The following is a 20574-nucleotide window of genomic DNA, read 5'->3' as shown; positions in this document are numbered from 1 at the left end:
TATGGATTTTTTTGATTTTTTATTCGGTAAAAAGGAAGATAAAAATGTGAGTTCACAATCATCTTCAAGTGTAAACAATTGTAAGTCTGAATCTACGATAAAGTCAGTTCTGCAATCAGAAGCTCCATCTATGGACCCTATAGAACAATATGTAAAGGAAAGTGTAACAGACCTGAAAAAACACATGCCTCTTAATACAAAAGACCTTGAAGCAGAAGCTATTTATCTTGCAGCATATCTTTATCTGAAAGGTTCTTATCAGATTGACTTTGAATTAGATTACTTCTCGGAAGGTCTTATTGATAAGATCCCATCAAGAAACTTCAATGTTGCTGATAAGGTGTTTTCATACATGGTAAAATATGGAGAAGGACACTATGGAGTAGAAGAACGGGATTATGGTATTAATGGTTATAAAATGAATATTCAAATGTGTTCTGATTATGGTAGTTATGTGAAGAGCTATTTTATAAGAGCACATAAAATCGGTTCAGGGCAAGATTATAATCACTTTAGTTCACCAAGAAACTGTTTATGGAGAAATGGAGAAAAAACTATAGATAGTCCAACCCAACGAGACATCTACTACAAATTTAGCAAGGGCACGTTTGAATTTATGATACCACCATACAATCCTCTTGTTGTAGGACGTGTAACAAAACAAGATGAATCAACTCTACGTTGTGAATCAAATGATGGAAGAAGAACATTTGTTTTCCACTTTAATGGCGCATTAAAGCCAAGTTGTTTGGATTATATAGAGATGTATCGAAATGATAAGGGAGATATGGTTTCTTATCACAAAGAATAGCCTTTAAAACATTTTTTCTATATCAAAAGAAATTAGACAAATATTCAAGTGCTGTACTATCTAAGGGACATAATAAATAGTACAGTGCTTTTTATATATAAGTAAAATTCGTATCTTTGCAACAAAATAAGAGTTCCTTGTAAGCAATTCAAGGTAGAACGCAGCAGATTGCACAGTTGCCAAGTCATTACCTCAAAATCGGGTAATTCTCCCAAAGTCTTTTGTATAAGGCAATAACAGAAGTTTTCCAGAATTACTGAAATATTCTATCCCCCTTTTATAAAATATCGTTTTTAATATCCAGCCATCTCTTTTATTTTGGTTTTTCCAATATAAGTAGATTTCTCTCATTGATATCAGAAAACGAAACATAAACAAAAAACCTCCTGTGAAACGAATCTCACAGGAGGTTTTTTTATTATTTATTCGAAAAGATTATTCCGCTTTTTCTTCTGCAGGAGTTTCAACAGGTGCAGGAGCAGCTTCAACCGGTTTTTCAACCTTTACATCTTCTCTAGATACGTTTACCGTAACGTTGACAGCAGAAGGTTGTCCCTGGTAAGGCATACGGTTCTTCGGGTCAGCACCATATTGGTTAGGACCTACAGTACCGTCAGCAAACAACATATAAAGTCCGAAAATAGCATTCACGATAGGAATGAACATCAACAGAATCAACCAGCCGGATTTATTCAAGTCGTGCAGACGCTTCACACCCTGTGCCAGAGAGAACCACACAGAAGCAACCAAAGCGGCAAGACCGATCAGCAAGCCGAATACGGAGCCACCGGCAGAACCGCTGGAAGCACCAAAAATAAAAGTACCTACACCCAACAGCATAGCGATCCAAGTTACTATACCACCAACAATACCAGACAGGAAATATTCGATTCTACGAATACGACCGTCAAAAGAAAAAGGAGCTTTGAACATAATTTATAAAATTTATATTAATAAATAAGTGAGTTGTTCATCGTGCATTTATTATATGGAAGCAAAGTTATAAAAAAAATAAAATAAAAAAAGTTCTTTAAGGAAAAGAATAAAAAAATAACCGAATCCCGTGCAGTATTTCCTATTTTCCTGCATTTAACCTATAAAACAAAGAAAAAGTAGCAAATCAAACCATGTATCATTAACCTACAACCTGAGCTTGAACAGAAGGGGAAAATTAAAAGAGAAAGAGAGAGTTTTTTAATTAACGTCCCCAAATGAAAGGGGAAGGTTTGAAACCTTCCCTTTTCCCCTTTCATCAAAATCGAGGGTTCACCTCAAATGAACTGCACCCCAAAAGTTAGACACAAAACTTTTGGGGTGCAGTTCATTTTGACACATTCCTTTTATTTGCAGTATTTTTGAATCAGCTCATCCACATTCGGATCTCCCAGTTCCTTAGCTTTCTTAAAGTTCCCGCAAGCCTCGTCCTTCTTCTGCAACTGTATCTGACAAAGCCCCAACAAGCGATAGGCTTCGGCATATTTCGGATCTGTTTTCAGCATATCATTCAGAATACGAACCGCCTCTTCATAACGGCCTACGCGCAAATTCACCACCGCGTGTTCCGCCTGATAAGTCAAGTCGGCAGGATTCAGCTCGATAGCCTTAGCGATATCATCCAACGCACGCTGATACTGGCGGGCTTTCAGTGCCGCCTGCTCACGATAATAATAAAATACATCATTCACTTGTCCTTTCACTGCGGTATGGTAGGCGTCATAATCAAGCATGGCATTCCGTGCCTGACCGGCCGCCATATTCATTTGCGCACGTTCCAGCAGATAAGGAGCCAACTCAGCGGTTATCGGCTGCGGACAACGGGCAATGCAACTATCCATCAAGGCCAAGACCTCTTTCGGGTCGCTTTTCATCAATTCCTTTGTCTTGGCGGCACTGAAGAAGGTAGCGGGAGAAGCAAGATTGCTGGCGTTTACTTTCTCATAAGCAGCCAAAGCACCTGCATAGTCTTGCTTGGCAAACAGGATATCGCCTTCCATCTGAATGTAAACAGGCAACGGATCAATAGCTATCGCCTGACGGACATTCTCCAAAGCGGTATCATACGTCCAATCCTTATACGTCTTTTCCGGCTTGGACAGCTGGTAAGAATACATCATCTTACCTATATTATAATATGCATCGTCTTTCTTCTGAGCCACCTTCAACGCGCGGTTAAAGTCGTCAACGGCTTTATCATACCAAGACTGGTCATCCTTGCCTTTGGCTATATAGTAATTCGCACGGCGGAGATACCCGTCCGCGTTGTTCGGGAACTGAGCGATAAAATCATCCAAGAGTTTGCCATAGTCGTCTCCCGACATCTGAGAGGAAGCCATAAACAAATAGACCAATGCCTGGTCTTCCGTTTCGGGCAATCCCTTCCGGATACCAATGCTTCTCAACGTCGCATCCCCCAGAGAAAGGGCATTGATCTTCTGCGCCATCGCAAAAGCCGCCCCTGCCGCATAACAAGTGGTTATCGTGTCCAGCCCCGACGACTTCTGCGCAATGCCGAACACCTGTCCTTCCGCGTTCATCACCGGACAGCTCACCATCTTGTCTTTCATCCGCATACTCAATGTATAATAATGGTACTCTCCCGCCACTTTGGACACCTCCTTCACCTTGCCGGAAACGCAGGCGATACTCTTCTGCGTGGAATAAGGAAGCATCCACGCATCACTTCCCACTGCCGGAGCAGCAGTCGCCACCACCAGCGCAGGCACTTTCTTTTCAGTAATTCCTACACGGAACTTTATGACATCATACATATCATTCGCTCCCAATATCCGGCTGACCGGCATTTGCTTACCGTCCGCCGTCACGACCACCGCACGCTCCGCTCCCTTGAAAAGAGAAAAATCGGATAATGCCAGTCCGTCTTCGGAGACAAAAAATCCGTTACCGGTATTCAGCATTTTATCATTCTTATCGTAGGTCACGACCGAGAAGACCGCACGTTTCGCCTTCTCTACCCATTTAGGGGTCTGCGCCATGCTTCCCTGCACCAGAAAGAAAAGCGCCAAAGGTAGAATTAAAATCTTCTTCATAATATTACTCATTATTTCTTTGTTTCACCGCCTCGTAAATCAAGATACCCGCAGCTACGGAGACATTCAATGACTCGATAGTGCCCAGCATCGGTATCTTCACCCATTCGTCGCAGAGCGCCAGGTTATCGTATGACACCCCTGTATCCTCCGCTCCCATAATGATGCACAACGGTCCCGTATAATCAGCTTTCGTATAATCGTAATCTCCCTTTTCGGTAGCCGCCACAATACGGAAGCCGCTGTCTTTCAGATACTGAAGCGTCGAACGCAAGCTCTGTTCGCGACATACGGGAAGCGTATGCAACGCTCCCGCCGATGTTTTCACCGCATCGGCATTTACCGACGCGCTGCCACGCGCGGGAATAATCACCGCATCTACGGCGGCACATTCGCAAGTACGGGCAATCGCGCCGAAATTGCGGACATCAGTCACTCCGTCCAACATTACAAAAAACGGATTCTTGCCTTGCTCAAACAGGAAAGGAACAAGATCCTCCGTCTTCTGATAAGTCACGGAAGAAATGAAAGCGATCACACCCTGATGATTCTTCCGGGTGATACGGTTGATACGCTCCACCGGAACACGCTGAACGGGTATCAGCGTACCTTTCAAAGCTGCAAAAAGCTCTTTGGAAAGATCACTCTGAATATCTTTCTTCACGAGGATTTTATCTATTTCTTTTCCAGCCTGAATGGCCTCTATCACGGCACGAACGCCGAAAATCATTTCACTTTTGTCAAGCATCTTATTTATTTACTATTGTACTATATTTACGAATTACTATTTATACATTACCGTAACGGCAATGACACACCGCTAATCACTGTTCAACAGCGCCTTGGCGTTGCTAAGCGCGGCTTCGGTCAAAGTGGCGCCACTCAACATATGGGCTATCTCCTCCACCCGCTCCTCATCAGTAAGACGGCGGATATGGCTGTTGGTTTCCGTATCGCTATCTTTCTTGTACACCTTATAATGCGCCCGTCCACGAGCGGCAATCTGCGGCAGGTGGGTAATGCTGATCACCTGACGGTTCTGCTCGCCCATCTCCTGCATCATATCCGCCATGCGGTCGGCTATCTCACCGGAAACTCCGGTATCTATCTCATCAAACACGATGGTCGGTAACTTCACGGCTCCCGCGATCATGGCTTTGATGGAAAGCATGACACGGGCTATCTCACCCCCCGAAGCCACAGAAGAAATATTCTGCAATGTACCGTTCTTGTTGGCGGAAAACAAGAAGCTGACCGTATCTTCTCCCTGCAATCCGGGTTCTTTCTTCAATCCCATCTCCACCTGGAAACGGACATTCGGCATTCCCAACGGAATCAGACGGGTGGCCAACTGCTTTTCCACCTCACGGGCAGCCTTGACGCGGGCTTTGGTCAGCAAGGCAGCCTGCTGCTTCACCTGTTTGAACTGTTCCTCCTTGCGGACGGTCCATTCGGCAATCCGTTCATCGTATGAAGTGATGTCGGACAGTTTGACACGGTATTCTTCCGCCAAAGCCAGCAACTCATCAAGCGTCTGTACCCGATGTTTCTGCTGCAAGGAATAAATCAAGTTCAGACGCTCGTTCACTTCCTCCAGCCGTGCCGGGTTGAACTCCACCGATTCACCCTGCGAAGAGATTTCATGCGCGATATCTTTCAGTTCGATATAAGCGCTCTCCATACGTTCCGCCAGTTCTTTGGCAGGCTGGTAGACTTTTTGCAGATTGTTCAGCGTGTTCAGATTGTCCTTCAGATAAGAAAGCAGTCCTCCTTCGTCTGAGGCGAACACCTGCTCCACCCGGTAAAGCCCTGCCTTGATTTCCTCCGCATGGCTCAGTATTTCGGCTTCCTGTTCCAACTCCTCCTGCTCTCCTTCCACAAGACGGGCTTCTTCGAGTTGCTCCAATTGGAAACGGATGTAATCTTCGTCCGAATGGCTTTTCTCGGCAAGCGAGACTAACTCCGCCAATTCGCGTTCCGTCTGTTTCCATCCGGCATAACAGGTGTGGTATTTCTCCAACGCAGTGTCGTTATGCGCCAGAATATCAAGTACATTCAACTGAAAGCCTTCCTTGTTGAGCAACAGATTCTGATGTTGTGAATGCACGTCAATCAACTGCTCTCCCAACTCCTTCACCTGCGCCAACGAAGCGGGCGTATCATTGATAAACGCCCGACTCTTACCGGACGCCTGCACTTCACGACGCAAAATGCACTCTTCATCATATTCCAGCTCATTGTCTTCAAAAAACGGGCGCATCCCATAAGCTGATATATCAAAACGAGCTTCTATGATACATTTAGAAGCTCCGCGACGAATTGACTTTACATCGGCACGCTGTCCGAGCAGCAGCCCGATGGCTCCCAGAATAATTGATTTCCCGGCTCCCGTCTCACCTGTAATAACGGAAAAGCCGGTGTCGAAACTAATATCCAGTTTCTCTATCAATGCGTAATTCTGAATGTATAGTGAACGTAACATTTGAATAAGTTGAGAGTTGAGAGTTAAGAGTTGAGAGTTAAGTGTTTTAATTCATTAGACAGGCGGTCTATAATATCGACGGCCACTTTTATCTTCGACTTGAGCGGATAGTCGGTACGGCCTTTCCGGTCGATGATACTGATTTTGTTGGTATCATGACGGAAACCGGCTCCCGCGTCGTTCAGAGAGTTGAGCACGATAAAATCGAAGTTCTTCCGTTCGAGTTTTCCTTCGGCATTCTGCTGCTCGTTGTTCGTTTCGAGGGCAAAGCCTACCAACAACTGGTCTTTTCTTTTGACAGCCCCCAGACTGGCGGCAATATCTTTGGTTGCCCGAAGATGCAGCGTCAGCTCTTCTTCTTTCTCGCGCTTGATCTTCTTGCCGGCCACCATTTCCGGACGGAAATCGGCTACCGCGGCACACAGTATGGCTGCGTCGGAATCGAAGAAACACGCTTGCGAAGCCGCATACATTTCCTCCGCCGATTCCACATCGATCCGGCGAATACGGGAGTGCCGTGTTTCCAGTTGCACGGGACCCGCAATCAACGTCACCTCCGCACCACGACGGGCGCATTCTTCCGCCAAAGCAAATCCCATCTTCCCGGAAGAATAGTTGCCGATGAAACGGACGGGATCAATCTTCTCGTACGTCGGTCCGGCTGTAATCATGATCTTCTTTCCTTTCAGCTCACCGTTTGCGGCAAAAAACTCGTCCAATACCCGGATGATATTTTCCGGTTCTTCCATCCGCCCCTTCCCCACCAAGTGGCTGGCAAGCTCTCCCGTACCCGGCTCGATGATATGATTGCCGAACGAACGGAGAATATCCAGATTCTTTTGGGTAGAAGGATGCGCATACATATCGAGATCCATTGCCGGAGCGACAAACACCGGAGCTTTGGCCGAAAGATAGGTTGTAATCAGCATATTGTCGGCTATCCCGTTTGCCATCTTGCCGATGGTAGAGGCGGTGGCGGGAGCAATCAACATGGCATCCGCCCACAGCCCCAAGTCCACGTGGCTGTTCCACGTTCCGTCGCGCTGTGCGAAAAACTCGCTAATGACCGGCTTGCTGGTCAACGCCGAAAGAGTGATGGGAGTAATAAATTCTTTTCCCGCCGGAGTAATCACGACCTGCACTTCCGCTCCCTGCCTGATAAGCCCACGAATGATGTAGCAAGCCTTATACGCGGCAATACTGCCGGTAATTCCAAGAATTATCTTTTTTCCTTTTAGCATTATTTCGTTATCAGATTGCTCATTTCACGCAGACGGATTTTTGTCAATACCGCTTTCGTATTCAGCGTGAAATCACTGTTCAAAATCCAACTGTAATATCCGGGATCTTTCTTCAAGACCTCAGCTACAGACATTCCTTTGTACTTTCCGAAGTTGAATACTTCCACTCCATTATCATCATAGACCATGCGACCGGCAAAGTCTACATTCTTGGAATAGCTGGAGTAGTCCGCCAGAAACGCGATATCGTTCTGCAACTCGTCATAGCGGTCGAGCTGCGCTTTCAGCACCTCGTAAGTGGCACGTGTGTCCGCCTCCGCCGTATGCGCGTCCTCCAGATTCTTTTCGCAGTAGAATTTGTAGGCGGCCGAAAGGGTGCGTTGCTCCATTTTGTGGAAAATCACCTGCACGTCCACAAATTTGCGCTTCGTCATGTCGATATCCACTCCCGCACGCAGAAATTCTTCCGCCAGCACAGGAATGTCGAAACGGTTGGAGTTGAATCCTGCCAAATCGCATCCTTCAATGTCGCGGGCAATGCTCTTTGCCACTTCCTTGAAAGTAGGGCAATCCGCTACGTCCGCATCGTAAATGCCATGCACGGCGGAAGAGGCTTCGGGAATATGCATCTCCGGATTGATACGCAAAGTCTTGGCTTCCTCATTCCCGTTCGGATAAACTTTCAAATAACAGATTTCAACAATACGGTCTGTGTTGATATTGGTTCCGGTCGTCTCAAGATCGAAAAAGACGATGGGATTTTTCAAATTTAATTTCATTTCTGGTTATTTTATTGAGTCACCACAGATTAACACAGATTCACACAGATATTTTTCTTTAGGAGAAGTAAAATCTGTGTGAATCTGTGTTAATCTGTGGTGAAACGTATTAATCATTCAGCATCATCGGCATCAGCAACATCAGCAAGTCTTCGTTCTCTTCCTGCTCTACGGGAATGATTACTCCGGCTCGTGAGGGATCGGCCAATTCGATAATAACTTCGTCTGCGGAAATGTTGTTCAGGATGTCGATCAGGAACGTAGATTTGAATCCGATACTCATGGCAGCTCCCGCATATTGGCATACTTGTGTTTCTTCGGCAGAGGTGGAGAAGTCGATGTCCTGCGCGGAAATGACAATCTGGTTTTCCTGCATACGGAGCTTGATCAAGCTGCTTGCCTGCGAGGAGAAGATAGACACACGGCGCAAAGCTCCCATCAGCTGCTGGCGGTCTACGGTCAACTTATGAGGGTTGTTTTGAGGAATTACCGAGTTGTAGTTCGGATAACGCCCTTCGATCAGACGGCAAACCATGCGATAGCTTTCGAGCATGAACACGGCGTTGCGTTCGTCGAATTCGATTGTCACCATGCCCTGTTCTTTCGGCAGAAGATTCTTGAGCAGCGTAGCCGGTTTCTTCGGCAGGATGAACGCCGCACGCTCGTTGCCTTTAGCCGCCAATGTCTTGCAACGCACCAGCTTATGACCGTCCGATGCGACCATCGTGATGTCTTCTGTCGTAATATCAAAATAAATACCGTTCATCACCGGACGGAGTTCGTCGTCGGCAGTCGCGAATACCGAGCGGTTGATACCTCCCAGAAGCACTTCCGCTTCCATCTCCACGCGAACTGCATTGTCTCCCAATGTAGCCGACTGAGGGAATTCGTCCGCATTCTGTCCCATCAGACTATATTTTCCGTTCTGATACTGCACCGTAATTTCATAATTGTCCGGGTTGACGTCAAACGTCAATGGCTGTTCCGGAATCTCTTTCAGTGCATCCAGCAACGTTTTCGCCACTACGGCAAAACGTCCGTTCGTATCGCTTTCATTCACTTCTACGGTAGTAACCATCGTTGTCTCGCTGTCGGATACGGTGACAGACAATGTTCCATCTTCCAGTTCGAAGAGAAAACAATCGAGGATAGGCAATGCGTTTTTCGAATTGATCACGCGGCTTATAGCCTGTAAATGGCTAGAAAGAGCAGTACTTGAAACGATAAATTTCATATATTTTCGTGTATTTAAGTTTTAAATATTCTAACGCACAAAGTTACGAAAAAAGATTCGGGCAACCCAATAAAACAAAAGAAAAAACAGTCTTTGTGTGAGGGATATTCCTAAAAAGTCGTAACTTCGCCGCAGAATTTAAATTAATCGCAATGGAATTTACAGGAAAAATCATCGCTATTCTCCCTCCGAGAGGTGGAGTATCAAGAACAAGCGGCAACGAGTGGAAATCACAAGAGTTCGTTATCGAAAATCACGACCAATATCCGCGTAAAATGTGTTTCGACGTATTCGGCGCAGACAAAATCGAGCAGTTCAATATTCAAATGGGCGAAGAACTGACCGTATCATTTGATGTTGACGCCCGTCAATGGCAGGATCGCTGGTTCAACAGTATCCGTGCATGGAAAGTCGAACGTGTAGGCGCAGGCGCTCCAATGGCTCCGGGTGCTCCCGTTCCTCCTCCGGCTCCGTCCGCTACTCCGGAATTTACTCCGGGCGACGCGAAAGACGATCTGCCTTTCTAAACAAAAAAATCAAGGCGTAACGATACGCACTGAAAAACTCCCGGTGAATTTGATTTTTGCCGGGAGTTTTTTTATGCCCGCACTTTGTAAAGATTCCGCCCACAGGTAAACACCTCTCAGCCCACAGATGAACAACACCCGGACACGGGCTCAGGGAAATAAGCCCACAGGTGAAAAAAGGTCAGCAATAACGTCGGCAACCAAAACCCAGAAATACTATCGCTGATAGTATTTCTATTCTCTTCTAATCTCTTCTTTTCTCTTCTCTTGGGTTATGGTTGGGTTATGGTTGGGTTTTTGCGCCCTGCCAGAAGGCGTTTCAGCGCTTTTAGTTTTTGCAAAAGCAGCGTTTTTTCGCAGGTAGTTTTTTCACCTGTTTTTCCTCTTTTCAAATCCGGTTTTTCTCAGTTCGGAAATCTTTTTCCAATCAACCCGAAATGATTTTTCCAGCTTGTCTTTAGTCAGCTTTATACTTCAAAACGATGGTGGGATATGCCACTTCATCAGCACAAGTGAACTGAGCAAAAAGTATGAAATTGCGAAAAAATTCCGCATTGCGCACAAAGAAATCGGGCACGAAACAGACCTGTTTTTCCACTTGCCGGAAGAGGTGTTCGAAATCCGCCATCAGCATAAAGTGATAGGAATCGGACAGGTTACTCATCCCCGCTTTATAGGTAACAGCACCGTCAAGCACTTCGCCTTTATCCAACCGGAGTATATAGTCCGACAGACTGTCTTCGTCCGGTGCTAATAATAAACGACCGGCATAAAAGGCAGCGTACAGTTCCGAAGTCGGCTCCACGAAACTGGAAAGTTGCGTAAACAACGTTGTCTGAGGCAGTCGGTAGACAGGATAGGCTTTATCCGCAGTATAACAAAAAGTTATACGGGGATTCTTATGCCTTTCTACAGCGGATGCCGTATTTGTCAGGGAGCGCATCATCCTCTCAGCCTCCGTCACATCGGGTACAGAAAGACTCAGCACAGCCGCCGCATCCCGCAATGTATCTTCCCGCTGGAAAAGACAGGTCACCAAATCATGCCCGGTGTTTTCCATCAGATAGCGCGAGATTTCACGGTTTCTTTCCTGCATTCCGCTATCATCGTCCACCCCTGCCGGTATATATTCACGACTGTCGCCATAGGCAAGCAGAGAGGTCCAGTCCGTAACGCTTTGCTTGCTAAAATAGAAAGTGGTGGAAGGCAACACTTCGCCCGGAAATCCTTTGACAGATTCTTGTTGCCGAAGCTGGTTGACAAAGGCGAAACAGGTATCCGGATCATGGCTGACACCTGTAAAATAGACATAATCGTCCTTCATCTTCATGTCAAACTCCGTCCACCCTATCATGCCGTTCACACGGGTATAAATGGTAGCGACCGCTCTGCTTTTTTTCGGTGCGTTTATCTGCATGAAAGCAGGATCATCCGCCAGAGAATCTCCCTTCTTGTAGGTGTCGACTACTTCTTCTATCAGTTTTTTCTGGAAGCTCAACGCCATGAAATCGGACGTGAGATAGCAAGCGAGGAAATCACCGTCCGCCATCGGGTAGATTGTTATCTTTTCTCCTTTGTAATCGAAGGTTTTCGGCGGATAGAGTGATGAAATATATTTTTGCACGAATCTGTCTATCAACTCCTTATCTCCTTCTCCCAATCTGCAATAGAGCACTTGGTCGCGTTCGCTGTCCGGAGCATGGAAACTTATCAGCATTTGATTCATTTGCCGACTCAATCCGTGGGGACTATCTTCGGAAAGTTCGTACAGGGAATGTTTTAAGTAGGAAAACAGCTTGGATACATACAGGTATTGCCGTTCTTTGCTGCAAGTCAGATTGTCGGTTTCAGTCACAAACTCAAGTACATCATCAGTAGCAAACACTGCCGAAGTAGTGGCGGGAACCAGCTCGTAAAGATTGAAATTTCTCTGTCCGTCAGCCGCCGACAGCCTGAAAAAAGAGTACATGACGAAACCTGCGCACAGAAGTACAACAGAAGAAGTGACCGCTATTTTCACTATCGTACGAAGTTTCATAATATTCGCTGTTTATCGGCTCGGTGCAAAAATAATAATTTCTACAAAGAAAACAAAACTTTTGCTAAAAAATTCACCGACAATTAAAGAAGGATTTCCAATCCGTCAAATGCCAGGTGAATATTCTCCGGAAGTCTCCGTTCAGCTTCGGCATGCAAGCCCATATCATGACTCATGTGTATAAAGTATGTCTTCTTTGCCTGAATGCGCCGCGCAACCGCCAAAGCCGCCTCCAGATTCTGATGTGTAGGATGCGGGGCTATGCGGAGTGCATTCACAATCAGAACATCCACGCCTGCCAATTGTTCATAGGATTCTTCGGGCATGGTCAGCATATCGGTGATATAACCGAGTTTTCCGATCCGGTATCCGAGAATCGGCAATCGCCCGTGCATCACACGCAAGGGAAGCACTTCGGTATGGTTTATGTAAAAGGGTTGTCCCGCCACAATCTCTTGCAAAGGGATATTAGGGACACCGGGATACGAATGTTCCACAAAACAATAGGGCATACGCGAACGCAATCCGCGTGCCACGTATTCTTCCGCATAGATAGGAACTGAACCAAACTGGCAGAACGGGCGAAGATCGTCCAGCCCGCCCACATGGTCGTAATGTTCATGCGTAATGAGCACTCCGTCTATCTTCTCGAAAGGGAGATGCAGTACTTGCTCCCGGAAGTCGGGACCGCAATCTATCAATATGCGCGCATCTTCCGTCTCTACAATGGCAGAGGCACGCAACCTGTTATCTTTCGGATCGGCAGAAGTACAAACTGCACACGTGCAACCAATCTGGGGCACTCCTGTCGATGTTCCACTTCCAATGATTCTTACCTTCATACTTCATTAAATTACGTTTACTTCCGGGTGGATATCGATACCGAATTTATCGCGTACCGAAGCCCGCACCGCATCTGAGAGTGCGATAACGTCACTGCCTTTCGCTCCACCCCGATTCACCAACACCAATGCTTGTTTATCGTGGACGGCGGCGGGTCCTAAGGATTTTCCTTTCCATCCGCATTGGTCGATCATCCATCCGGCAGGGATTTTCACACGCCCGTCAGGAAGCTCATAGTAAGGTATGCGGGGATAATCCCGCTGCAAGGCTTCCAGCTTTTCTTTCGCCACAATGGGGTTCATAAAGAAACTGCCTGCATTTCCCGTCACTTTCGGGTCGGGCAGTTTGCTTTCGCGAATCTCAATGATCACTTTACGGACAATGGGCAATGTCGGTGCAGGATACTTTGCAAGTTCCTGGCGGATCGTTCCATAGTCCAGCGTGTACCGTTCTTCTTTACTAAGGCGGAAACGGACATAGGTGACAAAAACGGATTTGTTCTCAGGACGCTTGAAAATGCTGTTGCGATAGGCATATTCGCATTCTTCGACAGAGTAAACACGCTCGTATCCTTGAATGTTCACTGTCTCTACCGCCGTTATCAGGTCTTTCACCTCCACTCCGTAGGCTCCGATATTTTGCACGGCACTCGCTCCCACCTCACCGGGAATCAACGAAAGATTCTCCGCTCCATACCATCCATGCTCCACGCAACAGGCTACAAAATCATCCCACACAACTCCCGCGCCGACACGCAGGGATACGGTCTGAGAGTCTTCGGCCGTCACTTCGATACCTCCGATGCGGGAATGCAGTATCAGCCCGTCGTAGTCTTTGGTAAACAGCAGATTGCTGCCGCCGCCAATATGCAAAAAAGGTGTCGTAACGGCACCTTGCGCAATACACTCCTTCAGTTCCGCTACTGAGGCGTATTCCAGAAAACGGGAGGCACTGACATCAATGCCGAAGGTATTGTAGGGCAAAAGAGAATACATAATCTATCTGTTTAAAAAGGTTATATACTGGTGTCTTCAAACTTATACAGCTCCCATCCTCCGGCTTTCCGACGGAAGTACAGGATGTTGGAGAAACCGTTGCCGATACCTTTCAACGCAAGAATCTTCGTTGTCGAGTTATCGTCGTTTCTCTGTCCGTAGTTGATATTGGAGAGGCGTTCAGAAGGAAGTTCCGGCTTGAAGGCAAACCATTGGTCCCGGTCGAGCGTTGTCTCCAAAATGGAGAAGTCGTCATCCGGATCGCTGGTAACAAAAATCAACGGTTCGCGTATGCGCCGGCTCTGAAAAAGGCTGTCGACGGCAAAACGGCCGAAGAACTCCACAAAGTCCTCATCGTCGTCCTGCTCGATAGGACGCAAATTGATGGCTTCCAGCATCCACGCTCCTTTGATGCGTTCAAAGTAATACTTTTTCATCATCCGTGTCTTCACGAATATCCACTCCACTTGCACAGAGGTAAGCGCAGTATCTCCTACTAAATCCATATCTTCTTCTTTATCAAACAGGAGCGTATAGTAATGCTGCTTGGTAAATAAGTCGTCATGCTTCCAATGGTGTTCGTCGATGTTCAGCTTCTTGTCTCCATTGTAGTAGGGCAACGGAAACTTCACACGCTGACGCTGCAACACGTCGTCGGAGGCAAAATTATAGATAAAATCGTCGAAAGACTCGTCGGCCTGTATAGGCTGCGGCTCTTCCGGCAATTCTTCCTGGTGGATTGAATCGGTTTTGTACCGGATGGAATCCACCTCTTTTGTAATAGATGCGAAGGGGTCAATCTTAGCTTTCTTGTTTCCACAGGAACTCAGTATACCGAGCAATATGACCCCTGCAATTAGTTTTTTCATTATTTTAATTTCTCTCGTAACTTTTCAAGCATATCCACCGTCATGCTTTCCAAATCGTAGGCGGGCTTCCACCCCCACTCTTCGCGGGCACAAGTGTCGTCCAGACTGTCGGGCCAGCTATCGGCTATGCGCTGCTTCAAGGGGTCTATTTCATAAACCATCTCAAACTGCGGCACGTGCTTCTTGATTGCCTGATATATCGTTTCCGGGTCGAAACTCATGGAAGCGATATTGAAAGCATTGCGGTGTATCAGTCTTGCCGGATCGGCTTCCATCAGTGTGATCGCCGCGTTCAGCGCATCCGGCATATACATCATATCCATCAAAGTGCCTTGCTTAATGGGGCACACAAACTTCTCTCCTTTCACTGCCGAATAGTAAATATCGACAGCATAGTCGGTCGTACCTCCTCCCGGAGGGGTCACATTCGAAATAATGCCCGGAAAACGGACAGCACGGGTATCGACACCGTATTTATTAAAATAGTAGTCGCTCAGCAACTCTGTCGTTACTTTCGTGACTCCATACATGGTACGCGGACGCTGGATCGTGTCTTGCGGCGTCTTGGTGTGAGGCGTACTTGCACCAAACGAGCCGATAGAACTGGGAGTGAACACCGCGCATCCTTGTTCACGTGCCACTTCCAGCACATTCCATAATCCATCAATACCTATCTTCCAAGCCAATTTGGGTTTCGACTCGGCAACTACGGACAACAGTGCAGCCAAATTATAAATCGTATCAATGTGATACTCTTTTACCACAGATGCCACCGCCTGCGCATCCGTCACATCGGCAATCGCCGAAGGACCGGACTCTTTCAATTCTCCTTTAGGCTCTGCACCCGGTATATAACCTGCTACAACATTTGTATTTCCATAGCGTTTGCGTAACTCCATTGTAAGTTCGGACCCGATCTGTCCGGTAGCTCCAATAATCAAAATGTGTTCCATTTTTTCTTCTGACTTAGAATAATAAGCTTAAATAGTGCGCAAAGTAAGCACTTTTTTTTCAGATTTTAATCAAAAAGACATTGTTATTCCAAGAAAAATTGTGTCCTTTGCAATATAACTTAATCACATAAACACCATGTACGGTAAAATGCAAGAATTCCTCAGCCAGACATTGGCTGAAATCAAGGAGGCCGGACTTTACAAAGAAGAACGCCTGATTGAGAGTGCGCAGCAAGCTGCCATTACAGTAAAAGGTAAAGAGGTACTGAACTTCTGTGCCAACAATTACTTGGGACTGTCCAATCACCCCCGATTGATCAAGGCTTCCCAAGAGATGATGAATCGCCGAGGATACGGTATGTCATCCGTCCGTTTTATCTGTGGGACACAGGATATTCATAAAGAACTGGAAGCGGCTATTTCCGACTATTTCCAGACAGAAGACACGATTCTATATGCTGCCTGCTTCGATGCGAACGGCGGGGTGTTCGAACCGCTCTTCACCGAAGAGGATGCGATTATCTCGGACTCGCTGAACCACGCTTCCATCATCGACGGTGTGCGTCTGTGTAAAGCGAAACGCTATCGTTATGCCAATGCCGATATGAAGGATTTGGAAAGATGTCTGCAAGAAGCGCAGGCGCAACGTTTCCGTATTGTCGTGACGGACGGTGTGTTCTCTATGGATGGCAATGTAGCTCCGATGGATCAGATTTGCGATCTGGCCGAGAAATATGATGCACTGGTGATGGTAGACGAGTCTCACTCGGCAGGAGTGGTAGGCGCCACCGGTCACGGGGTCAGCGAATTGTATAAGACACACGGCCGCGTGGATATTTACACCGGAACGCTGGGCAAAGCTTTTGGTGGTGCGCTGGGAGGATTTACGACAGGCCGCAAAGAGATTATCGACCTGTTGCGTCAACGCAGCCGTCCGTATCTGTTTTCTAATTCATTGGCTCCGGGCATTATCGGTGCCAGCCTTGAGGTGTTCAAAATGCTGAAAGAAAGCAATGCGCTGCACGACAAGCTCGTAGAGAACGTGAATTACTTCCGCGACAAGATGACCGCTGCCGGATTTGATATCAAACCGACGCAGAGTGCGATATGCGCTGTTATGCTGTATGATGCGAAGTTGTCTCAGGTTTATGCTGCACGTATGCAGGAAGAGGGTATTTACGTGACCGGATTCTATTATCCGGTGGTTCCGAAGGAACAGGCGCGTATCCGTGTGCAAATCTCTGCAGGACACGAGAAGGCTCATCTCGACAAATGTATCGCTGCCTTTATCAAAGTGGGTAAAGAACTCGGCGTATTGAAATAAAACTTTTTCATGTCTTCCATTGTTATTGTTGGGGTGCATTAGAAGTGCCGACAAGATAACAATGGAAGATTTTTTTATTTATATATGGAAGAACTGACTCTCACGACTCCTGCCCTTCTTTTCTCGGCAGTCTCACTGATTTTATTGGCTTACACCAATCGTTTCTTATCGTACGCACAGCTTGTGCGGCAGTTACGCGACCGCTATATGGAGAATCCTACGGATATCACGGTAGCACAAATAGAGAACTTACGAAAACGTTTGAATCTGACCCGCACCATGCAAGGACTGGGAATTGCGAGCCTGTTTCTCTGTGTGGTCAGTATGTTTTTCATTTATATCGGACTGCAACTGCTGTCCGCCTATGTATTCGGAGTGGCTCTGCTGTTGCTTATCGCTTCATTGGGCGTGTCTTTCCGCGAAATACAGATTTCCACCCGTTCGCTGGAGATTTATCTGGGAACGATGGAGAAGGGAAAGAGCAGAGCTAATCATTAAGCCACCACCCAACAGGGAAGGATCACAGCAAAACGACTTCCTTTACCGACCTCGGATTGAAGGGTAACCGTTCCACCCAATTTCTCTATAATCACTTTACAGATGGAAAGTCCTAATCCCGCACCCTGCGAAAACTCATTCTGCTTATAGAAACGACCGAATATCATCCGTTGTTCTTCCAATGGTATGCCACGACCAGTATCTTCAACATAGATTTCAACTTTACTTTCGTCGGAGAAATAATGATATCCTACTCTGATAGTACCGCTTTCCGTAAACTTTTCCGCATTATTCAAGAAATTGGTAAGTACTTGTATCAAGCGGTCTCTATCCACATTTATTTCTAAAGCTATTTCTTCCGTCTCTTTCAGAAATTCCAAACGTGGAGAAATAAGTACTTGATGTGTGGAATAGACATCATCAATCAAATCTTTTACCTGATACCGCCGATAGACAAAAGACATATAGTCGGATTCGATACGGGAAAGTTCCAAAATATCATTCACCAGTTTAAGCAATAGTTCGCTATTTTTATTTATGGTATCTACATATTCTTCCCGTTCTTCGGGAGTTAAATCCTCTTCTACCGCCAGAATATTGGAGAAGCCGACAATTGAGTTTAGTGGAGTGCGTATTTCATGGCTCATATTCGCCAGAAAAGATTGTTTGAGTTCGGCTTTCTCAGCTAGCAAACGTGCCGCTTCCAACTCCTCCTCCCTATCCTTTACTTTTTGCACGTTCTGTAATAATCCCGCAGTTTTGTACTGCCCTCCTCCAATCGGGTTGGTACTATAACGAAATTCCCACCATTGATAACCCTTTCCGTCAAAGTTACAAGGAAGTTGCGCTATTTTCTTCCGTGCATTTTGCAGGTTCTTCCAACTAATTTGCACACTCTCCCAATAGTCGGGATGAATTAAATGTTTGAGTTCTTCGAATGTCAGTTTCCGAGGGGATATTCCTTGCGAATGCCAAAATGCATCTTCAAAAACAAATGTTTTCGTCTCCAGTTGCCAAGCGTATGTTGCTCCCCCTGCAATGGCCAATGCTAATGTTTCTTTTTCATGGGCTAACGCACAAAGTGCCTGTTTTTTCCTTCTCTGCTCACGGAGATAAAGCCACCACAAACAAGCAAAAAGAAAGAGAAGTAGTATGATTGAAGTAATTAGTATACTCCCCCATAACAAAGGATATCTCTTATTAAAAGGTATATTTATAATTGTAAAGTCGGAAGGAATTCTTTCGCTCCTTAATCCCATCCGCAGCATAGCATTCCAGTCTGCCACATACTCTTTACGACTTTCGGCTATAGGAATATCCAAAGGAGACGTTCCATGCAAAATACAAACTGCGGCATTGACTTCTTCTTCCACTTGAACAGGCAATGTGGTCAGGTAACCTCCAATTAGCTTCTCTCCATATCCAAACCCCTCATTGATAGCGGTCAAACAGGGATTCATACATACATTACCAAAATTCTCTGTAGTGAAATCACGCTTTAGCTGAATGTAACACCGCTCACGATAACTTCTGTTCAGTATCCACATCAAACTAACATCATTCTTCCCGGAAACACGTGCGGAAACTGCAAGAAAGTGCGTATATCCTTCTTTCAATTTTATTTGCAATTCTTGTTTGGGAGTACGCACAGTCTTTATCGAGTCAATAAAACCAATCACCTTAGATCCTCTCAGCTGTTCACGAGCGTCTTGCTTAATCTGATTGTCTAGAAAAGTGGAGTCAAGGACTGTAAATAACGATACTGCATTACCGAAGATTTTTTTAGCTATGGCTATATTCCTCTTGAAATCTATTTTATCATGAAATCCCGTCACGTTAGGATATTGACTTATTAACTTCCAATTCGGATAGTTAACCCCTCCGAATATAACAGGAACTTCCTTTACTAACGGTGCACCGCATTTCAACAAAGAGTAAGTGGCTTGATCTTCATTTACTATAATCACCTCCGGCTTCCAGTCTACAGACACAGAATCCAACAGATGAAACATTCTTTCCAATTCTTGCTTTTCGAGATAATTCTCACAATCCAGATAGAGTGTGCGAATATCCGCTTTTATATTCTTTTTCTCAAACTGTCTGGAAATCATTTTGTTATAATCAGGATAACCGCTATAAGCTTCTTCGTAAGAATGTATGACCAATATGCGATGCTCTTCTTTCGGGGAACAGCTACTCAACCCTATTAGTAATAATAGAAGTGTAACAAAAATATTACTCCATTGTCCGTGTTTGTCCATATCCATATTATTGTTTGTTTGGATAAAAGCAGCCATTCGCCTTCTATACTCCATACGATAGGTACAAAGATAACTGATTTTTAAATAAGGGCAAACAAAGTCAAAAAAAGAAGTTGCCCGAATATGAAATTCAGACAACTTCTTGCATATAAATCTTTTAGGCTACTATAAATTAACGCTGTCCCAATTGTGAGTCTACAAAGAAAATTCCAGTATCACCGGCTTTCTTGACTTTGTCAACAATGCCTTGTGCTGTAGCTTCTTCTTCTACTTGTTCGCGAACGAATCCCCACAAGAAATCTTGTGTTGCTTTGTCCTTCTCAGCAGCAGCTACGTCAACCAGTTTGTCTACCAATTGAGAAACATGGCATTCATGTTTGTAAACGTGCTCGAATACTTCCAACGGACTACCCCAACCGTTAGGAACAACATCTATTTTATCAACTTTAGCGGTTCCTCCACGTTTGATAATATAATCTGCCATAGCATAAGCATGCTCCATCTCTTCCTGAGACTGCTTCTTCATCCAATGGGCAAAACCACTGAAACCTTCTTTCTCGAAATAGAAAGACATTGCCAAATACAGGTTAGCAGACCACATCTCAGCAGTAATCTGTTCGTTAATTGCATTCTGTAATTTTTCTGAAATCATAATCGTATCTTTTATTAAGT

The 20574-nt window shown here is 45.6% G+C and carries 18 protein-coding genes; 4 read left to right on the top strand and 14 right to left on the bottom strand.

What is annotated here, in order from left to right; genetic code table 11:
• The first annotated feature begins 1 nt into the window (after position 1).
• Complete coding sequence (locus ACNOGP_RS12445; protein WP_195211016.1) at positions 2–811, top strand: hypothetical protein; 810 nt, start codon at positions 2–4, stop codon at positions 809–811.
• A 435-nt stretch (positions 812–1246) separates the two neighbouring features.
• Here the strand turns inward: ACNOGP_RS12445 and ACNOGP_RS12440 are convergent, their stop codons facing one another.
• The 7 genes from ACNOGP_RS12440 to dnaN form a co-directional block, all read right to left on the bottom strand.
• On the bottom strand, positions 1247–1744 hold the full coding sequence (locus tag ACNOGP_RS12440) for a DUF805 domain-containing protein (protein ID WP_186968471.1): 498 nt from the start codon (positions 1742–1744) through the stop codon (positions 1247–1249).
• A 407-nt stretch (positions 1745–2151) separates the two neighbouring features.
• Complete coding sequence (locus ACNOGP_RS12435; RefSeq protein WP_418212929.1) at positions 2152–3858, bottom strand: trypsin-like peptidase domain-containing protein; 1707 nt, start codon at positions 3856–3858, stop codon at positions 2152–2154.
• 4 nt (positions 3859–3862) lie between these two features.
• On the bottom strand, positions 3863–4606 hold the full coding sequence (rlmB, locus tag ACNOGP_RS12430; protein WP_007748020.1) for a 23S rRNA (guanosine(2251)-2'-O)-methyltransferase RlmB: 744 nt from the start codon (positions 4604–4606) through the stop codon (positions 3863–3865).
• A 72-nt stretch (positions 4607–4678) separates the two neighbouring features.
• Positions 4679–6340 (bottom strand): DNA repair protein RecN, encoded by a 1662-nt coding sequence (gene recN / locus ACNOGP_RS12425; protein WP_418212928.1) that lies wholly within the window; start codon positions 6338–6340, stop codon positions 4679–4681.
• Positions 6341–6363: 23 nt separating this feature from the next.
• A complete protein-coding gene (gene coaBC / locus ACNOGP_RS12420; RefSeq protein WP_418212927.1) occupies positions 6364–7581 on the bottom strand; it encodes a bifunctional phosphopantothenoylcysteine decarboxylase/phosphopantothenate--cysteine ligase CoaBC in 1218 nt (405 codons plus the stop codon).
• Complete coding sequence (locus ACNOGP_RS12415) at positions 7581–8360, bottom strand: 3'-5' exonuclease (RefSeq protein WP_007766366.1); 780 nt, start codon at positions 8358–8360, stop codon at positions 7581–7583. The genes coaBC and ACNOGP_RS12415 overlap by 1 nt, the downstream gene beginning before the upstream one ends.
• A 109-nt stretch (positions 8361–8469) precedes the next feature.
• The gene (gene dnaN, locus ACNOGP_RS12410) at positions 8470–9594 is read right to left on the bottom strand and encodes a DNA polymerase III subunit beta (protein WP_007748031.1); all 1125 of its coding nucleotides are present in this window, start codon (positions 9592–9594) and stop codon (positions 8470–8472) included.
• Between the two features lie 152 nt (positions 9595–9746).
• Between dnaN and ACNOGP_RS12405 the strand changes: the two genes are divergently transcribed.
• Positions 9747–10121, top strand: coding sequence for a DUF3127 domain-containing protein (locus ACNOGP_RS12405; protein ID WP_007766361.1), 375 nt, complete (start codon positions 9747–9749; stop codon positions 10119–10121).
• Positions 10122–10578: 457 nt separating this feature from the next.
• On the opposite strand, the gene ACNOGP_RS12400 is transcribed toward ACNOGP_RS12405, so the two are convergent.
• The 5 genes from ACNOGP_RS12400 to ACNOGP_RS12380 all read right to left on the bottom strand — a co-directional run bounded on the left by ACNOGP_RS12400 (position 10579) and on the right by ACNOGP_RS12380 (position 15819).
• A complete protein-coding gene (locus ACNOGP_RS12400; protein ID WP_195630675.1) occupies positions 10579–12159 on the bottom strand; it encodes a DUF3352 domain-containing protein in 1581 nt (526 codons plus the stop codon).
• 83 nt (positions 12160–12242) lie between these two features.
• On the bottom strand, positions 12243–13001 hold the full coding sequence (locus ACNOGP_RS12395) for an MBL fold metallo-hydrolase (RefSeq protein WP_007748038.1): 759 nt from the start codon (positions 12999–13001) through the stop codon (positions 12243–12245).
• Between the two features lie 6 nt (positions 13002–13007).
• Positions 13008–13997, bottom strand: a complete 990-nt coding sequence (murB, locus tag ACNOGP_RS12390; protein ID WP_373138685.1) for a UDP-N-acetylmuramate dehydrogenase — start codon at positions 13995–13997, stop codon at positions 13008–13010.
• 20 nt (positions 13998–14017) lie between these two features.
• Positions 14018–14866 (bottom strand): DUF4348 domain-containing protein, encoded by an 849-nt coding sequence (locus tag ACNOGP_RS12385; RefSeq protein ID WP_186968478.1) that lies wholly within the window; start codon positions 14864–14866, stop codon positions 14018–14020.
• Positions 14866–15819 carry an NAD-dependent epimerase/dehydratase family protein gene (locus ACNOGP_RS12380; RefSeq protein ID WP_186968479.1) on the bottom strand — a complete coding sequence of 318 codons (954 nt, stop codon included), beginning with the start codon at positions 15817–15819 and terminating at the stop codon, positions 14866–14868. Before ACNOGP_RS12380 ends, ACNOGP_RS12385 begins: the two co-directional genes overlap by 1 nt.
• A 136-nt stretch (positions 15820–15955) precedes the next feature.
• Between ACNOGP_RS12380 and kbl the strand changes: the two genes are divergently transcribed.
• Both kbl and ACNOGP_RS12370 read left to right on the top strand, forming a co-directional pair.
• Complete coding sequence (kbl, locus tag ACNOGP_RS12375) at positions 15956–17143, top strand: glycine C-acetyltransferase (protein WP_007766349.1); 1188 nt, start codon at positions 15956–15958, stop codon at positions 17141–17143.
• A gap of 84 nt (positions 17144–17227) precedes the next feature.
• Positions 17228–17641 carry a DUF2721 domain-containing protein gene (locus ACNOGP_RS12370; RefSeq protein ID WP_186926783.1) on the top strand — a complete coding sequence of 138 codons (414 nt, stop codon included), beginning with the start codon at positions 17228–17230 and terminating at the stop codon, positions 17639–17641.
• Here ACNOGP_RS12370 and ACNOGP_RS12365 read toward each other — a convergent pair.
• Both ACNOGP_RS12365 and ACNOGP_RS12360 read right to left on the bottom strand, forming a co-directional pair.
• On the bottom strand, positions 17638–19902 hold the full coding sequence (locus tag ACNOGP_RS12365; protein ID WP_418214760.1) for an ATP-binding protein: 2265 nt from the start codon (positions 19900–19902) through the stop codon (positions 17638–17640). The two genes, ACNOGP_RS12370 and ACNOGP_RS12365, sit on opposite strands and share 4 nt — an antisense overlap.
• Before the next feature lie 172 nt (positions 19903–20074).
• Positions 20075–20554, bottom strand: coding sequence for a ferritin (locus tag ACNOGP_RS12360; protein WP_186968480.1), 480 nt, complete (start codon positions 20552–20554; stop codon positions 20075–20077).
• Between the last annotated feature and the right edge of the window lie 20 nt (positions 20555–20574).

The organism is Bacteroides difficilis (genome assembly GCF_048319815.1).
Lineage (GTDB): Bacteria > Bacteroidota > Bacteroidia > Bacteroidales > Bacteroidaceae > Bacteroides > Bacteroides zhangwenhongii.
This window is presented reverse-complemented; position numbering and strand designations above follow the sequence as displayed.

Bases quoted from the DNA above. Each gene is read 5' to 3' on its own strand.
- ACNOGP_RS12445 (WP_195211016.1), top strand. From the start codon at position 2: ATGGATTTTTTTGATTTTTTATTCGGTAAAAAGGAAGATAAAAATGTG.
- ACNOGP_RS12440 (WP_186968471.1), bottom strand. From the start codon at position 1,744: ATGTTCAAAGCTCCTTTTTCTTTTGACGGTCGTATTCGTAGAATCGAA.
- ACNOGP_RS12435 (WP_418212929.1), bottom strand. From the start codon at position 3,858: ATGAAGAAGATTTTAATTCTACCTTTGGCGCTTTTCTTTCTGGTGCAG.
- rlmB (WP_007748020.1), bottom strand. From the start codon at position 4,606: ATGCTTGACAAAAGTGAAATGATTTTCGGCGTTCGTGCCGTGATAGAG.
- recN (WP_418212928.1), bottom strand. From the start codon at position 6,340: ATGTTACGTTCACTATACATTCAGAATTACGCATTGATAGAGAAACTG.
- coaBC (WP_418212927.1), bottom strand. From the start codon at position 7,581: ATGCTAAAAGGAAAAAAGATAATTCTTGGAATTACCGGCAGTATTGCC.
- ACNOGP_RS12415 (WP_007766366.1), bottom strand. From the start codon at position 8,360: ATGAAATTAAATTTGAAAAATCCCATCGTCTTTTTCGATCTTGAGACG.
- dnaN (WP_007748031.1), bottom strand. From the start codon at position 9,594: ATGAAATTTATCGTTTCAAGTACTGCTCTTTCTAGCCATTTACAGGCT.
- ACNOGP_RS12405 (WP_007766361.1), top strand. From the start codon at position 9,747: ATGGAATTTACAGGAAAAATCATCGCTATTCTCCCTCCGAGAGGTGGA.
- ACNOGP_RS12400 (WP_195630675.1), bottom strand. From the start codon at position 12,159: ATGAAACTTCGTACGATAGTGAAAATAGCGGTCACTTCTTCTGTTGTA.
- ACNOGP_RS12395 (WP_007748038.1), bottom strand. From the start codon at position 13,001: ATGAAGGTAAGAATCATTGGAAGTGGAACATCGACAGGAGTGCCCCAG.
- murB (WP_373138685.1), bottom strand. From the start codon at position 13,997: ATGTATTCTCTTTTGCCCTACAATACCTTCGGCATTGATGTCAGTGCC.
- ACNOGP_RS12385 (WP_186968478.1), bottom strand. From the start codon at position 14,866: ATGAAAAAACTAATTGCAGGGGTCATATTGCTCGGTATACTGAGTTCC.
- ACNOGP_RS12380 (WP_186968479.1), bottom strand. From the start codon at position 15,819: ATGGAACACATTTTGATTATTGGAGCTACCGGACAGATCGGGTCCGAA.
- kbl (WP_007766349.1), top strand. From the start codon at position 15,956: ATGTACGGTAAAATGCAAGAATTCCTCAGCCAGACATTGGCTGAAATC.
- ACNOGP_RS12370 (WP_186926783.1), top strand. From the start codon at position 17,228: ATGGAAGAACTGACTCTCACGACTCCTGCCCTTCTTTTCTCGGCAGTC.
- ACNOGP_RS12365 (WP_418214760.1), bottom strand. From the start codon at position 19,902: ATGGACAAACACGGACAATGGAGTAATATTTTTGTTACACTTCTATTA.
- ACNOGP_RS12360 (WP_186968480.1), bottom strand. From the start codon at position 20,554: ATGATTTCAGAAAAATTACAGAATGCAATTAACGAACAGATTACTGCT.